Source organism: Sulfurospirillum barnesii SES-3, assembly GCF_000265295.1.
GTDB classification, from domain to species: Bacteria; Campylobacterota; Campylobacteria; order Campylobacterales; family Sulfurospirillaceae; genus Sulfurospirillum; species Sulfurospirillum barnesii.
Map to the genome: position 1 here is coordinate 2360344 of NC_018002.1, position 14226 is coordinate 2374569.

Genomic DNA, 14226 nt, shown 5'->3' on the forward strand with positions numbered 1-14226 from the left:
TAGCTTAGGCTACCTCTTTACTTCTCTTCTTCAGTTTCATAAATGCCAAACTCTTTGAGCTGTTTTTTCAGAGTATTGCGTGAAATATCCAGTAGCGTTGAGAGTTGCGTAATATTTGGGTAGAGCGAAAAGCTTACATGTAAAAAGGTTTTTTGCATCTTCTCTTTCAATTCAACCACACGCTCAATCCCATGAGTCTCTAAAAAATGTCGACAATAATCTTCCAAATTTGTGTTGGGCAAATCGTGATGCGCTTCCCACTCTTGAATATCTTCACGCCGAATTATTTCATCGTTCGCATTTAAACACGCACTGTAAATGGTGTTACGAAGCTCTCTAATATTTCCCCGCCACGCATGGTCTCGAAAAAGCGCCAACACCTCTTGGGAGATACCCGCAATAGACGTTTTAAGGTCATGATTTGCCTTGGCAATAAAATGCTCGCACAAAATAGGAATATCATGCTTACGTTCTTGAAGCGTTGGCATGGTGATGGTGAGCATGGAGAGACGAAAGTAAAGGTCTTCACGAAAGAGTTTTTGCTGACTTAACTCTTTGAGTTTTGCATTGGTCGCACTAATAATTCTTCCCTCAAACGTAATCTCTTTTGAGCCACCAATACGCCTAAATTTTTTCGTTTCTAAAAAGCGCAATAACTTACTTTGAAGCTCACTGTCAAGTTCCCCTATCTCATCCAAAAACAAGGTTCCCTCCCCTGTTTGCTCGGCGTACCCAATGTGCTGTTTATCCGCACTGGTAAACGAGCCTTTCTCGTGCCCAAAGAGCTGGCTCTCAAACAAATCTTTAGGAATGGAAGCACAATTCACCGCAATAAACGCATGGGCATTTCGCTCTGAATTGGTATGAATTAAATTGGCAATTAACTCTTTGCCTGTTCCTGTTTCACCATAAACCAACACACACAAATCATTATTAGCCGCAATGCCTATTTTTTTATAAATTTCTTTCATGGTTTCATAAGAGCCCACAAAAGCCTCATCTCCTTGCTTTAAAGCAATAGACTCACTCTTTTTTTTAGGTGTAACGTGGACGTATTTTTCAACCAATTTCAACAGTTCGGTCTCATCAAAGGGTTTTTGCAAAATATCTTTAATCCCTATTTTAGAGGCTTCTATCATATTGCTAGGGGTGGTGTATGCGGTCATAAGAATCACAGGAAGGTTTAGTTTTGCTTTTTTAAACTGCTTAATTAAGTCTATTCCTGTAAAACTTCCCCCTAACATCACATCCACAATTAAAAGCTCCACACCCTGTGCTTCAAGCATTAAGGAGAGTTCAAACTCTTCTCCATTAAATTGAAAAGGGGTGTGATTGTAACGCTGTAAAATTTTTGCCACCGAGTAGCGAATCTCTTGTTGGTCATCAATAATAGCAATTTTCATGAAACCTCTTCACACGGAATATACAAACAAAAGGTTGTTTGCTCATGTTCGCTCTCAAACTCAATATATCCTTCTGAGAGATACACAATTTTATAAATACTAAATAACCCTAACCCAGACCCCTCTTTTTTGGTAGTATAAAAAGGTTTAAACAAATTGGCTTTGGTTTTTTCGTCCATACTTTCACCACGATTTTTCACACACAAAAGCGAATATCCAGCCCTTTGGGAACGCTTCCACGAGAGTTCTATGGTACTTAATTCATACGCCGCTTCAAGGGCATTGGTTAGTAGGTTCATCACAATAATCTCAATGCCATTTGCTCCCATTTTTACCCTAAAATCCTCATCCACTTTACTCTCAATGCTCACATGCTTAAGACCAAAAGAGCTTTGCAGTAACGCCAAAACCTCTTCCACAAGAGGCTTTACATGTAAAGATTTTTCATACTTAAAATCAGCAGGTTTTGCTAAAGCGAGAAAGTCAACCACCTGATGGTCAATGCGCTTTAATGCCCCATGAATAATAGGCATATCTTCTGCATCGGGAATATGTGTTGGTGAAATCAGAAGCTTTAAAGGCTGGAGCAAATTTTTAACCTCGTGCGCAAATGAAGAACTAATTTCTCCTAAAATAATCAACGAGTGCGCAATGCGAGCATTTTTTTCCTCTTTCTCAATCGAATCTTTTAATTCGTGCATCAACTGCGTAGTCGTTTGAATCAGATGTGTAATTTCATCATTCTCTCTTCCTTGATACACCACAACAGCATCCCAACGCTTTTCAATCATCGCTTGAGCATTATGTGCCAACAAATCGAGTCGTCCCAAAAGCCTTCCCACAAAAACACCCGCAATAATTAATGACAAAAGGGAAAACATCAATAATAACACATGTGCTAACAAACTCTCTTTAAGCATCCCAAAAAAGGTTTGGTTCTTCACCTTTAAAACAAATGTCCCAAAAGCAACACCATCTTGAACAAAGGGCACTTTGGTGTAATCTTGATTTTGAAACAAATCGCCTAACCTGTACGCTTTCGTATTGGTATGGGCAACTATCATATTTTCATTGTCTATAAACCCTGCCTCTTCTATCATACTGCTTAAACAGAGTGATTTTAAAAATTTGTAAAGCTCCCATTGATTGTGGGTTAAAATAAAATCACTCACAAAAGCTTGATTGGAGCTAATATTGGTCTTAATCAACTCATCAATGATTTGGTTGGTATGGTTTTTTTGAATATCGATGTTAATCATAACCGATACCGTCGATATGGCAACCACCACCCAAAAAATCAGTGTGGCTAATTTAATGTGAACAGAGAGTGAAAAAAGATACCCTAAGAGCTTATTCATTGCATACTTTCAATCGTTTCTAACATTTTCGTTACATTTGAAAAATCTTGATTGGAGGGTAAGTCAAAACGCTCTAAAGAGAGTTTTTCCAAAATACTCTTTCCATAAGGGTCTAAATGCATGGTGACAAAAGCCTCTTGAAGCTTGAGAAAATCTTTTTGAGGCAAAGCCGTGCGTGCGACAATAGGCGAATTGGTATAGGGTCCTAAAATTTGAATCACCTTTAACTGCTCAATGCTCTTTGGATGTTTTTGAGCAAAACGTGTATACACAATGCTGTCCACACTTGCCCCATCGACAAACCCATCAATGACCGCTTTAATCGACTCTCCATGCTCATACGTATAGATAAAAGATTTGAAAAATGTTTTTGGACTAAGCCCTTGTGTTAATAGGTAATAACTAGGAGCAATTGCACCTGAATTACTCTGAGGATCGGTAAAGGCAAAAAGCTTACCTTTAAAATCTAAAATGGACGTGTATGGATTCTCTTTTTTTGTAATAATGTAGGAGTAATAGGTATCACTTCCATCAAAAATAGGAATGGCTAAGAGTTTACCCGTCCCCTCTTTATCCAATTTAGTATAGCTAGAGTTGCACACATAGGCAATATCAACTTTTTGCTCTTTAATGAGCTGGTTCATTCCCGAATAGGTTTTTGTAAAATGTATTTGTACGTCAAAATCACCAATTTTGTGTTCCAAATATTTTTCCCAATCCATAAAATTTTTGAGGTCATCTTTAAACACAGTTCCTGTGAGCCCTAAGACGATTTTTTCTTTGGCACATAAAGAAAAGGGTAACAACAGCAGTAAAAATCCAATGGTATATTTTTGAAAGGCAGTGGTCAAAAATTGAATGTTTTGCATTGTCTTAAAGCTCCTTTTTATTAATAAAATCCCCTATTTTAGGGATTTATAAGAGTTGGAACACTCATTGCTACTGATGCATTGTACTTGAAGAAATGTTCAAGAAACTTTAAAGGAGTCCACAATGGATTTACTCTGGGATGTTCGGGTTTCACTCGACTTGTTCTTAGGTGGGTTAGGGGTAGGTGCCTTCTTAGTCGGGGCTGTTTTGTACTACATGGATGCCAAAATCTATGAGAGTATGATTAAAAAAGCGTTTATTATTACGCCTATTTTAGTGATTGCAGGTTTATTACTGCTCTTAACAGAACTTGGTCGACCGCTGAATGTCATTAAGACAATCTATGCGATCAACCCTACCTCGTTTATGTCGATTGGTATCTTTTTACAAAGTGCGTTTGTGGCAGTTGGGCTACTCATCGCATTTAGTATTCTCACCAAAGGGGTAGAGAGCGTTTGTGCTAAATTTGTCTATATAGGAGCTGTTTTGGCTGGTTTGGTTGGTCTGTATCATGGTCTTTTGCTTACAGGTATTAGCATCGAGCCTTGGAACAACGCCATTCCTGTTATTTTCTTTATCTCCTCTATTCTTGCAGGTTCTTCATTGGTGTTTCTTCTCAATCTCTCAGAGCTTGATACCCTGCTTCAAAAGTTCAAAATTCCTGTCATTATCAACATGATTTTAACACTTGAACTTGCAGCCATTTTTGCATGGGTCTACAACCTAGCGCTTACAACCGCATCGTCCAAACATGCCTATGATGTCTTAATGGGAAGCTTTGGATTAGAGTTTTGGGGACTGAGCATTATCGTTGGGCTGTTGATTCCTTTGGCGCTTTTAACAATGGTTATTTTAGGGAAAACAACCCTAAAAGCAGTGGCTCTTCCAACCTTTGCAACGATGGTAATCGGAAGTTTCTTCCTCAAAAACCTTGTTGTTTATCTTGGTCAAGCGGTATAAGGAGTATATGATGAGTTTAAACAGAAGAGATTTTTTAAAAACAACAGCAGCCTCAGCGGCAGTTGCAGGAACCGTATCGGTCTTTACAACGACACAAGCCGAAGCGAAAATCGGTGAATTACAGTACGAAGGTGAAACTGGCAAATGGATGAGCTCCACCTGTCAAGGCTGTACCAGTTGGTGTCCGATTCAAGGTCTTGTGGTTGATGGAAAAGTCGTTAAAGTACGTGGCAATCCAAACTCTCCTAGTATGGGTCGTATCTGTCCACGTCCTCATTTAGCCATTCAACAAGTGTATGATCCAGACCGTGTGAAAACACCACTTAAACGTACCAATCCTAAAAAAGGCAAAGGCATTGATCCTAAATTCGTGCCCATTTCGTGGGACGAAGCGATTAATACCATTGCTGAGCAAATTTTAGGACTCATTAAAGCAGGAGAATCTCATAAATTTGTTCTTATGCGTGGACGTTACACCCATATGAATGAAATTTTATACAACACATTCCCAAAACTTATTGGTAGCCCAAACAATATTTCTCACGCATCTATTTGTGCAAAAACTGAAAAATTTGGTCGTTACTACACTGAGGGATTTTGGGATTATGCAGACTTTGATTTAGACAATACCCGTTATATTTTGGGATGGGGAACGGATATGGTTTCTTCAAACCGCCAAATACCATGGTTTATGAACCAACAAGGCTATGTTAAAGACAGAGCTAAAATTACTATTATCGACCCACGTCTCTCCGCAACAGCGGCAAAGGCGGATCGTTGGGCACCGATTATTCCAGGAACCGATAGTGCCTTAGCCGTTGCTATTGCGCATGTGATTCTTAGTGAAGGACGATGGAACAAATCTTTTGTGGGTGACTTTCAAGATGGAAAAAACTACTTTATTCCAGGCTCTACTGTTCCAACAGAAGTGATTGTTGATGAAAAATCTCTCCCTGTTGTCTTTGAAGAAAACCACACGTACGGTGTTGTGGCATGGTGGAACTTAGAATTAAAAGAGAGAACGCCTGAGTGGGCTGAAAAAATCACAGGAATTAGTGCGAAAGACATTCGAACAATCGCACGAGAATTTTCTGATGCAGGAAGCAAAGCGATTTCATGGGTAACAACAGGTGCTTCTATGCAAATTCGTGGTGCGTATGCCTCTTTAGCCGCACACGCACTCAATGGCCTTGTAGGTTCAGTCGATGCGGTGGGAGGAACACTCCAAGGAAGTTCAGCGCCTTCAGGAAAAACTCCCGATATCAAACCTTACCTACCAGCAGAGTTTGAAGCAGCACTCAAACAGAAAAAAATTGACCAACGTGGGACACTCAAACTGGGTGCTTTTAACAAAAAAACAGGCGGTGGTGTTGTCACACAACAAGTGGCTGATTCTATTTTAACAGACAAACCCTACGATGTAAAAGTAGCGATTGGTTATTGGAACAACTTTGTTTTCTCTATCAATGGTGCTAATGTTTGGGAAAAAGCAATGGAAAAATTACCATTTTATGCCCACATCACAACCCATTTAGCGGAAATGAGTATGTACGCCGATATTGTCTTGCCTGCTAAAATGCATATGTTTGAACGCTATGGATTTAGTAAAAACAAACAAAACCTCCAAGGCTATCTCACCATTCATCAACCTCTTGTTAAATCCTTTGCCGATGCCAAAACGGATGAAACAGAAATTCCATTCTTGATTGCTCAAGCGTTGGCAAAAAAAGGTTTTGATGGTCCACTGCGCTATTTCCAAGATAACTTCAAAGACCCAGAAAGCGGTAAAGCACCCACAACCCCAGAAGAGTTTGACCTCTATGCAGTAAAACAGTTCACAAAGCCTATCTGGAGTGGTGAAAGCAATGAAAAAGGCGACACCATCAACAGTTGGAATGAGCTTTTAGATAAAGGTGTGTGGAAAACGAAAAAATACAAAATAGGCAAAAAGGTTGATAACTTTGCAACCGAAACAAAAAAGTTTGAGTTTTACAGCGAAACTTTGAAAAAAGTGCTTATCGAACATGCTGAGAAAAACAAAGTAACGGTTGATGAGGCATTAGAGGCGCTCAATTATACGTGTAGAGGAGAATTAGGCTTTGTCCCACACTATGAAGAAGCCGTACGGCATGGTGATGAAAAGACCTATCCGTTCATTTTTGCAGAGCACCGCTCACGACTTAATCGTGAAGGTCGCAGTCAAAATGCCCCTTGGTATTATGAAATCAAAGACGTTGACCCAGGTGATGTTGCAGGAAAAGATGTCACGAAAATCAACCCGCTGGATGGCAAAAAACTGGGACTCAAAGATGGAGACAAAATCAAAATCACATCGGTTCAAGGAAGTATTGAAAGTGAAGTCAAACTCTGGGAAGGAATTCGTCCAGGTGTTATTGTGAAATGCTACGGTCAAGGTCACTGGGCATTTGGTCGTGTTGGCTCTGAAGTGTTTGGCTCAAAACCACGAGGTGCAAACAACAATAATCTTCATGTCTATGATTTTGAGCGCATGGTGGGTTCAACGCCACGCCATGGTGGAAATGCACGCGTCAAAATTGAAAAGATATAGGGAAAGGATAGATTATGGCAAAAAAATATGGAATGATCATTGATCTTCATCGTTGTGTCGGATGTGGTGCGTGTGATTTAGCATGTAAAAGTGAAAACAATACCCCAGAGGGTATCAACTGGGCGTTTCACACAACAGAAACCTATGGTGTTTTTCCAAACGTCACTTACAAACACACGCCAACGCTGTGTAACCACTGTGAAGATGCACCCTGTGTGAGAGTCTGTCCAACTCATGCGATGCACAAAGATGAAGATGGTTTTGTAGTACATGACCCAAGCATTTGTATTGGCTGTAAAAGCTGTATGTTGGCAGATCCTTATGGGGTTATCTTTTACAACAAACACCATGCATTTTTAGATTATGCAACCGATGAGAGTGCGATAGTAAAAGGCGGAACTTTCTCTAAAAAAGAACTTTCCGATAAAGCAAAAGCACCCTTTCCTAACTTCAATGCAGCACGTGGTGCGGATGGGTATGAAGCGGTTCGAAGAAAAGGTGCGGTTGAAAAGTGTACCTTTTGTAACCACCGTGTTGCTAAAGGCTTAGCACCTGCATGTGTTGTTGCCTGTCCAGCAGATGCTAGAATCTTTGGCGATATGAACGATGAAAAAAGTAAAATTGCTTCGTTACTTCGTGCGCATAAACCAACAGTCTTATTACCTGAAAAAGGTACCAAGCCTAAAGTGTTTTATATCAGAGATTACAACGCATAAGGCATTATTCCCTCTCCTTTAAAGAGAGGGAATATCCTCTTTAAAGGGTTTTCTAATCCTGCCATCAATCTGTACATTTTTAAAAGGAGTCTCACATGCGCATGCTATTGACATGGATGCTAAGTTTTGTGTTCATCTATGCAACTGATTTGTCCTATGCTGGTTCATCTACCATTGGGAAAACTGTTTTTCCAGTATTGGCAAAAGAATTTTCTCAAAAAGCTGGGCATACTTTTTCACGCATTGAAAACCCAGGTTCTGGACAAGGTGTAGATGCACTCTTAAAAGACAAAGTTGATTTAGCAGGTATTTCACGGGGTATCGAAGATAAAGAACGCGCACAAAATCTTCGTTTTTTCATCATTGGTTACGATGCCATTGGTGTGGTTGTACACAAAGACAATCCTGTGAAAAATCTGAGCATGGAACAGCTCAAAGCAATTTTTGGTGGAAAAATCACCAACTGGTCAGAAGTGGGTGGCAACAATGCAAAAATCGACGTTGTTGTTGAAATTCTTGGGGATAAAAGAGCGACACAAATTGTCTTTACTGAAATTGTGTTCGACACAAAGACACTTATTGGAACGTACAGCAAAGATGCCATTGAAGTCGATGCGCCGCTTGATGAAGTCGCCTATGTGAAAAATCACCCCCATGCCATCACAGCGGTGAGTATGGTTTTTAGTAAAACCAATCCTGAGGTCAAATCCCTGGCGATTAATGGCATTGAAGCTATTGAAAAAAATATTGCCGATGGTTCTTACCCTATCTCAAGACCACTGATTTTAGTGACCAAAGAGAATATTTCTGCACCTTTACTGCAATTTTTAGAGTATGTCTACAGTAAAGAAGCACAAGCGATTATTAATAAAACATTTGTTTCTGCACGTTAAGGAGGGCTGAGATGACTTCACTGAAATTAGGTATTCACGCTAAAATATTTTCTCTTATGTTTTTATTTTTCATTTTATTTACATCCTATGCACTCTATTTATCTGTCTCCTTTTTTAGCACCGAAAAAATTATGGAAGAGCGTTTGGAAAATGTTTCAAGCAAAACCATAACCCAAAGTAAAGAGCTTACCAATCTTGAAGCCCTTCAAAAAGAGATTACAGCTCTTTCTCATACACAACTCATTCTTGAAAATATGAGCAAAGTTCAAAAAAATTACGCCTCTTTACACGATGGTGCGTATTGGCTTGATTTTAACGCTTTACTTTCTGCGCTTAAAAAAGCATCGGAAGATAAAGCACTCTCTTTTTTAACTACCCGTATGACGCAAGAGATTCAAAGCATACACGAAGATTTTATCAACATGGATAAACTCATTGTCTCCTTTAACGATGAGAGAGCCAAACAAATTTCGCTTATTTCGCTCTCGCCAAAACTCGATGCTTTCATTGCACTGTTTCGTGATGAAATTCAAAAAAGAGAAAATATAAGACAAAATGTTATCTCCTTAGCGCTCACCACCCAAACACAAACACTCACAAGCGTTGAAGCACTTAAGCGTGCGAACGACGCCATGCATCAAAAGATGGTCATCGTCAATACCTTAGGCGGGGCTGTCTCCCTTATCATGCTCGCTCTTGCCATCTATCTTCCAACCATTCTTGCCAAACAACTCAAAGATTTTAGAGTTGCGTTTAGAGTTTTAGCCGATGGAGATTTTAGAAAACGCCTTCGCTTCTCAGGAAGTGACGAAGTAGCAGAACTAGGCTCTTTATATAACAGCATCGTTGAAAACCTCAGCCAAAAAATCAATTTTATTGTTGTGCAGGCTAAAGCCTTAGACCAAACCGCTACCGTGGTCAATGATATTGTTAAGCATCTTGAAAAAGCAGCGGACAAAGTCATCATGCATACGCAAAAAATTAATGAAACCAACCAAAACTTTAGCGCTATCTCGCAACACATTGGGCTGATTACCAATACAACAATGGATGATGCACAAAAACTTTTAAGCAATAACACAGCAGTGAGTCATACCGTGCAAGTTTCTATTGACAATCTAAAACAAGCAGCAGAGGCAACACAAGAAACCAAGCAAACCACAGAATCTCTAACGGTTGCAACCGAACAAATTCGCCACATTCTCTTAGCTATTGAGGGTATTTCAGACCAGACCAATCTCCTCGCCCTCAATGCTGCCATTGAAGCAGCACGTGCAGGAGAGCATGGACGGGGATTTGCAGTCGTAGCCGATGAAGTACGTCACCTAGCAGAGATGTCACAAGCGGCTACGGGCAATGTTGAGCATATTGTGGAAAATATTCATACAAAAGCCGTAGGCGTTCAAACTCAAATAGAAAACAGTGCGAACAGTTTGCAAGAGGTCATTTCTCAAACACAAATTGCACTCCATGCCTTTAATGGCATTAGTAACGCCATTCTCACACTGCATACCGAATTAAATCAAGTAGAGAACCAAACCCATACGCAACAACAAGAGAGTCACAACATACAAGAAATTACGCATAAACTCACCCTAGAGACAGACACCATGGCAGATATTTCCAATAAACTTTTATCATTTTCTATACAATTAAAAACAACCGCAGATACCCTTCAAATGAACATGCAGGAGTTTAAACTCTAAGCATTTTCATGAAACACAATCGCTTTACATGTAACCAAAAAATACCCAACATTAACACGTAAGTTCTTGTAAAAATTGTTTTACAAGAACTTACTTAAAAAGCTTACTGTAACGCTCTTCTTCAATTGCACGTCCTGCCCCTAGAATAATGTTATGAAGAGGATTTTCAACAGGGTTGACTGCAATTTCAAGCTTAGAAGATAAGTACGTATCTAAGCCCTTAAGCATGGAAGAGCCCCCTGTAAGCAAAATACCCCTATCGTAAATATCCGAAGCAAAAACAGGAGGAAGCTCAGAGAGCATCGTATGGGTGAGGGCTACAATTTTATCGATGACAGGAAGAATAGCCTGATGCACATCGATGGCATTCACGGTAAATGTCTCAGGTAAACGTGTCACTAAATTCTTTACACTAATGCTCATTTGTAACGCTTCTGGATGCACAAGATTGCCCAACTCGTGCTTAATGCGCTCGGCGTCACTCGGAGAAATTAACACCCGTTTAGTCGCTTTAAAATGCTCAATAATCGCTTCATCAAGGTCATTTCCTGCCATTCGCAAGGATTTTGACATGACAATACCACTCAAAGAGAGCAGTGAAATATCACTCACCCCTGCACCCACATCGAGCACTAAAACACCCTGAGGTTGCTCAATGGCACACTGCGTTCCAAGGGCGGCGGCAAAAGGGTCTTTAATGAGTTGCACACTCTTCGCACCCCCCTCACGTCCCGCTTCAATGACCGCATTACGCTCCATGGCATTCAAATCGCTTGGAACACTCACAATAATATGGGGTTTAAAAATACGTTTGCGTGAAATACGCGCAATCACCTCTTTAATGTACGCTTTTGCCACCGTTAAGTTTGAAATGGCTCCTTTGGAGAGCGGTTGCATAATTTCAATGTATTTAGGATTTTTTCCCACCATGCGCTTTGAGCTCTCACCGCAATCAAAAAAAGAGCGACGGTTATAATCATACGCAATAGAGGTGGGCTCTTCTAAAATAATCCCTTTACGTGGCTGATACACAAGGGTGTTGTTCGTACCCAAATCAATGGCAAACGACGGGTTGGAAGAGCGAATAAACGAAAACATCTTACCTCTTTTTTAGTCTAATTTCTATTTTTATCACGCTTCTCAAGCAAAGCTCTCAAAGCTACGTTAACACTGGGTTTTGCTCGGCGCAATGCCCACGCACTCTCGTGCTTATTCTCTATTTTTATCACGCTTCTCAAGCAAAGCTCTCAAAGCTACGTTAACACTGGGTTTTGCTCGGCGCAATGCCCACGCACTCTCGTGCTTATTCTCTATTTTTATCACACTTCTCAAGCAAAGCTCTCAAAGCTACGTTAACACTGAGTTTTGCTTAGGCAACAATGCCCACGCAAAGATTATTGCTGGGCTTTACGCTGTTTTTTTCTACCGTAAATATTTAACGACTCAACGGCTAAGGAAAACGCCATCGCAAAATAAACATACCCTTTAGAAATATGAAAATCAAGTCCCTCTGCAATCAATGTTACACCCACTAAAATTAAAAAGGAGAGCGCTAAAATCTTAATGGTTGGATTGGCATCAATAAAACGAGAAATACTTTTACTTGCCACCATCATCACGCCCACTGCAATCATCACCGCTAAAATCATAATGCTTACATCATTAACCATTCCCACCGCGGTAATGACCGAATCAAGTGAAAAAACAATGTCTAAAATAGCAATTTGAACTAAAACATTAAAAAAATTACGAGGAGTTTTTTGAAGTTCCCTCTCCTCTTCACCTGCGTTTTCAATCCCATGATGAATCTCTGTGGTTGATTTTGCTAACAAAAATAATCCACCTACAATCAAAATCAAATCACGTCCTGAAATCTCTTGTGCTAGAATTGTAAAAAGCGGTGTGGTGAGTTTCATAATCCAAAAAAGTGAAAGCAAAAGTAAAATACGAGTCACCATTGCAAGGGCTAAACCAAAAATACGTCCCTTATCTCTTTGATGTTCAGGCAATCTTCCTACTAAAATCGCAATAAAAATAATATTATCAATGCCCAGTACAATTTCTAAAGCCGTTAATGTCAACAATGCCACCAACGCTTCAAATGTCAATAATGACTCTATCATCTTTGCTTTATCCTAAATTTTTGGTTTATTTTACCCTCTTTCACGTATAAGTCTTCTTAGCAAAAAGGCGTTACATGTAATGCATCCTAAGAGAGTTTCTTTGTGATTAACCCAAAAGTCAAAGAGTATCTTAAAGCCATTCACTATAGTATAAATCCGAGATTTTTTACAAGGAATGCCATGAGTTCATTTATTGAAGATGCCCTAAAAGCAACCCAACACAGTACCCCAGGACAAGATGAATTTTACCAAGCTGTCAAAGAGGTACTCACCTCACTTGAACCTCTCTTAAAATCAGACCCAAAATACACAAAATACAACATTATCGAGCGTATGATTATCCCTGACCGTCAAATTATTTTTCGAGTTCCTTGGATGGATGATGCAGGGAAAATTCGCACAAACATCGGCTATCGTGTCCAATTCAGCGATGCCATTGGCCCTTACAAAGGAGGGCTTCGCTTTCACCCCAGTGTCAATTTGAGCATTATTAAATTCTTAGGATTTGAGCAAATTTTTAAAAACTCACTGACAGGACTTGCTATTGGCGGAGGAAAAGGCGGTAGTGACTTTGACCCTAAGGGAAAAAGCGAGGGTGAAATCATGCGTTTTTGCCAATCGTTTATGCTAGAACTCTCCAAACACATCGGAGAAACCATCGACGTTCCAGCAGGTGACATTGGTGTAGGAGGTCGAGAAATTGGCTATATGTTTGGTATGTACAAACGCCTCACCAACCGCTACGATGGTATTTTAACAGGCAAAGGCATTAATTGGGGTGGCTCTTTAGCACGCACGGAAGCCACAGGTTTTGGTGCAGTCTACTTTGCGGAAAACCTTCTCAATAAAAAAGGTGAGAGCATAAAAGGCAAAGTATGCACTGTCTCAGGCGCAGGAAATGTTGCAATTTATACCATTCAAAAACTCTATGACATGGGTGCTATACCTGTTACATGTAGCGATTCCAAAGGGGTAATTTACGATAAAAATGGCATTGATTTACCCTTGCTGAAAACCATTAAAGAGATACATCGTGAACCGCTAAGTGCGTACCTCAAAACACACCCTACTGCTTCTTATATTCCTGTAGAGACGTATACAAAAGGAACGCATGCGGTTTGGAGTATTCCTTGCTTTGCCGCATTTCCAAGTGCCACTCAAAATGAGCTTAACCTTGAAGACATTAAAACACTTCACAAAAATGGTTGTATGGTGGTGACTGAGGGGGCTAATATGCCAAGTACCATTGAAGCCATTGAATACATGCAAGCCAATGGCATTGGCTATGCACCTGCTAAAGCAGCCAATGCGGGTGGTGTGGCTACGAGTCAGTTAGAAATGAGCCAAAATGCCAGCATGGAAAAATGGAGTTTTGGCGAAGTAGATGCAAAACTTCAAAACATTATGAAACACATTTTTGAACTCTCTTACGCTACCTCAGTGGAGTTTGGCGATGAGGGAAACCTTATGTTAGGCGCAAATATCGCAGGCTTTCGAAAAGTCGCCGATGCGCTCATTGACCAAGGTGCAGTGTAGTAAAACGGGCTTTTGCCCGTTTTACATGTAAAGCTATCTTTACTTTCATCCCTATCCCCCACATACGTTATACTTTTTTTGGTTTATATGCT

11 protein-coding genes are annotated in these 14226 nt (G+C 40.1%); 6 read left to right on the forward strand and 5 right to left on the reverse strand.

Going from position 1 to position 14226, the window contains the following annotated elements; all coding sequences use genetic code 11:
• Window positions 1-17 precede the first annotated feature (17 nt).
• From SULBA_RS11920 to SULBA_RS11930, 3 genes are read right to left on the reverse strand one after another with little or no spacing between them, the layout of a single operon-like run.
• Window positions 18-1403: a sigma-54-dependent transcriptional regulator gene (locus tag SULBA_RS11920; RefSeq protein ID WP_014770545.1), complete on the reverse strand. Its 1386-nt coding sequence runs from the start codon at window positions 1401-1403 to the stop codon at window positions 18-20.
• Window positions 1400-2761 carry a sensor histidine kinase gene (locus SULBA_RS11925; RefSeq protein ID WP_014770546.1) on the reverse strand — a complete coding sequence of 454 codons (1362 nt, stop codon included), beginning with the start codon at window positions 2759-2761 and terminating at the stop codon, window positions 1400-1402. The genes SULBA_RS11920 and SULBA_RS11925 overlap by 4 nt, the downstream gene beginning before the upstream one ends.
• The gene (locus SULBA_RS11930; RefSeq protein WP_014770547.1) at window positions 2758-3630 is read right to left on the reverse strand and encodes a substrate-binding domain-containing protein; all 873 of its coding nucleotides are present in this window, start codon (window positions 3628-3630) and stop codon (window positions 2758-2760) included. Before SULBA_RS11930 ends, SULBA_RS11925 begins: the two co-directional genes overlap by 4 nt.
• Window positions 3631-3754: 124 nt before the next feature.
• Between SULBA_RS11930 and nrfD the strand changes: the two genes are divergently transcribed.
• The 5 genes from nrfD to SULBA_RS11955 all read left to right on the forward strand — a co-directional run bounded on the left by nrfD (window position 3755) and on the right by SULBA_RS11955 (window position 10475).
• The gene (gene nrfD, locus SULBA_RS12830; protein ID WP_014770548.1) at window positions 3755-4591 is read left to right on the forward strand and encodes an NrfD/PsrC family molybdoenzyme membrane anchor subunit; all 837 of its coding nucleotides are present in this window, start codon (window positions 3755-3757) and stop codon (window positions 4589-4591) included.
• A gap of 10 nt (window positions 4592-4601) precedes the next feature.
• Window positions 4602-7160, forward strand: coding sequence for a molybdopterin-dependent oxidoreductase (locus SULBA_RS11940; RefSeq protein WP_014770549.1), 2559 nt, complete (start codon window positions 4602-4604; stop codon window positions 7158-7160).
• Between the two features lie 14 nt (window positions 7161-7174).
• On the forward strand, window positions 7175-7876 hold the full coding sequence (locus SULBA_RS11945) for a 4Fe-4S dicluster domain-containing protein (RefSeq protein WP_014770550.1): 702 nt from the start codon (window positions 7175-7177) through the stop codon (window positions 7874-7876).
• 95 nt (window positions 7877-7971) lie between these two features.
• Window positions 7972-8769, forward strand: coding sequence for a phosphate ABC transporter substrate-binding protein (locus tag SULBA_RS11950; protein ID WP_014770551.1), 798 nt, complete (start codon window positions 7972-7974; stop codon window positions 8767-8769).
• 11 nt (window positions 8770-8780) lie between these two features.
• The gene (locus tag SULBA_RS11955) at window positions 8781-10475 is read left to right on the forward strand and encodes a methyl-accepting chemotaxis protein (protein ID WP_014770552.1); all 1695 of its coding nucleotides are present in this window, start codon (window positions 8781-8783) and stop codon (window positions 10473-10475) included.
• A gap of 90 nt (window positions 10476-10565) precedes the next feature.
• On the opposite strand, the gene mreB is transcribed toward SULBA_RS11955, so the two are convergent.
• Window positions 10566-11573, reverse strand: a complete 1008-nt coding sequence (gene mreB, locus SULBA_RS11960; RefSeq protein ID WP_014770553.1) for a rod shape-determining protein — start codon at window positions 11571-11573, stop codon at window positions 10566-10568.
• A gap of 296 nt (window positions 11574-11869) precedes the next feature.
• Entirely contained in the window at window positions 11870-12598 is a 729-nt protein-coding gene (locus SULBA_RS11965) for a TerC family protein (RefSeq protein ID WP_014770554.1), read from the reverse strand.
• Between the two features lie 180 nt (window positions 12599-12778).
• On the opposite strand from SULBA_RS11965, the gene gdhA reads away from it, so the two are divergent.
• Entirely contained in the window at window positions 12779-14134 is a 1356-nt protein-coding gene (gene gdhA / locus SULBA_RS11970; protein ID WP_014770555.1) for an NADP-specific glutamate dehydrogenase, read from the forward strand.
• Window positions 14135-14226 lie beyond the last annotated feature (92 nt).

Excerpts from the sequence above, each read along its gene's own strand:
- SULBA_RS11925 (WP_014770546.1), bottom strand. The coding sequence starts at position 2,761 with ATGAATAAGCTCTTAGGGTATCTTTTTTCACTCTCTGTTCACATTAAA.
- gdhA (WP_014770555.1), top strand. The coding sequence starts at position 12,779 with ATGAGTTCATTTATTGAAGATGCCCTAAAAGCAACCCAACACAGTACC.
- SULBA_RS11950 (WP_014770551.1), top strand. The coding sequence starts at position 7,972 with ATGCGCATGCTATTGACATGGATGCTAAGTTTTGTGTTCATCTATGCA.
- SULBA_RS11945 (WP_014770550.1), top strand. The coding sequence starts at position 7,175 with ATGGCAAAAAAATATGGAATGATCATTGATCTTCATCGTTGTGTCGGA.
- SULBA_RS11940 (WP_014770549.1), top strand. The coding sequence starts at position 4,602 with ATGAGTTTAAACAGAAGAGATTTTTTAAAAACAACAGCAGCCTCAGCG.
- SULBA_RS11965 (WP_014770554.1), bottom strand. The coding sequence starts at position 12,598 with ATGATAGAGTCATTATTGACATTTGAAGCGTTGGTGGCATTGTTGACA.
- nrfD (WP_014770548.1), top strand. The coding sequence starts at position 3,755 with ATGGATTTACTCTGGGATGTTCGGGTTTCACTCGACTTGTTCTTAGGT.
- SULBA_RS11930 (WP_014770547.1), bottom strand. The coding sequence starts at position 3,630 with ATGCAAAACATTCAATTTTTGACCACTGCCTTTCAAAAATATACCATT.
- mreB (WP_014770553.1), bottom strand. The coding sequence starts at position 11,573 with ATGTTTTCGTTTATTCGCTCTTCCAACCCGTCGTTTGCCATTGATTTG.
- SULBA_RS11920 (WP_014770545.1), bottom strand. The coding sequence starts at position 1,403 with ATGAAAATTGCTATTATTGATGACCAACAAGAGATTCGCTACTCGGTG.
- SULBA_RS11955 (WP_014770552.1), top strand. The coding sequence starts at position 8,781 with ATGACTTCACTGAAATTAGGTATTCACGCTAAAATATTTTCTCTTATG.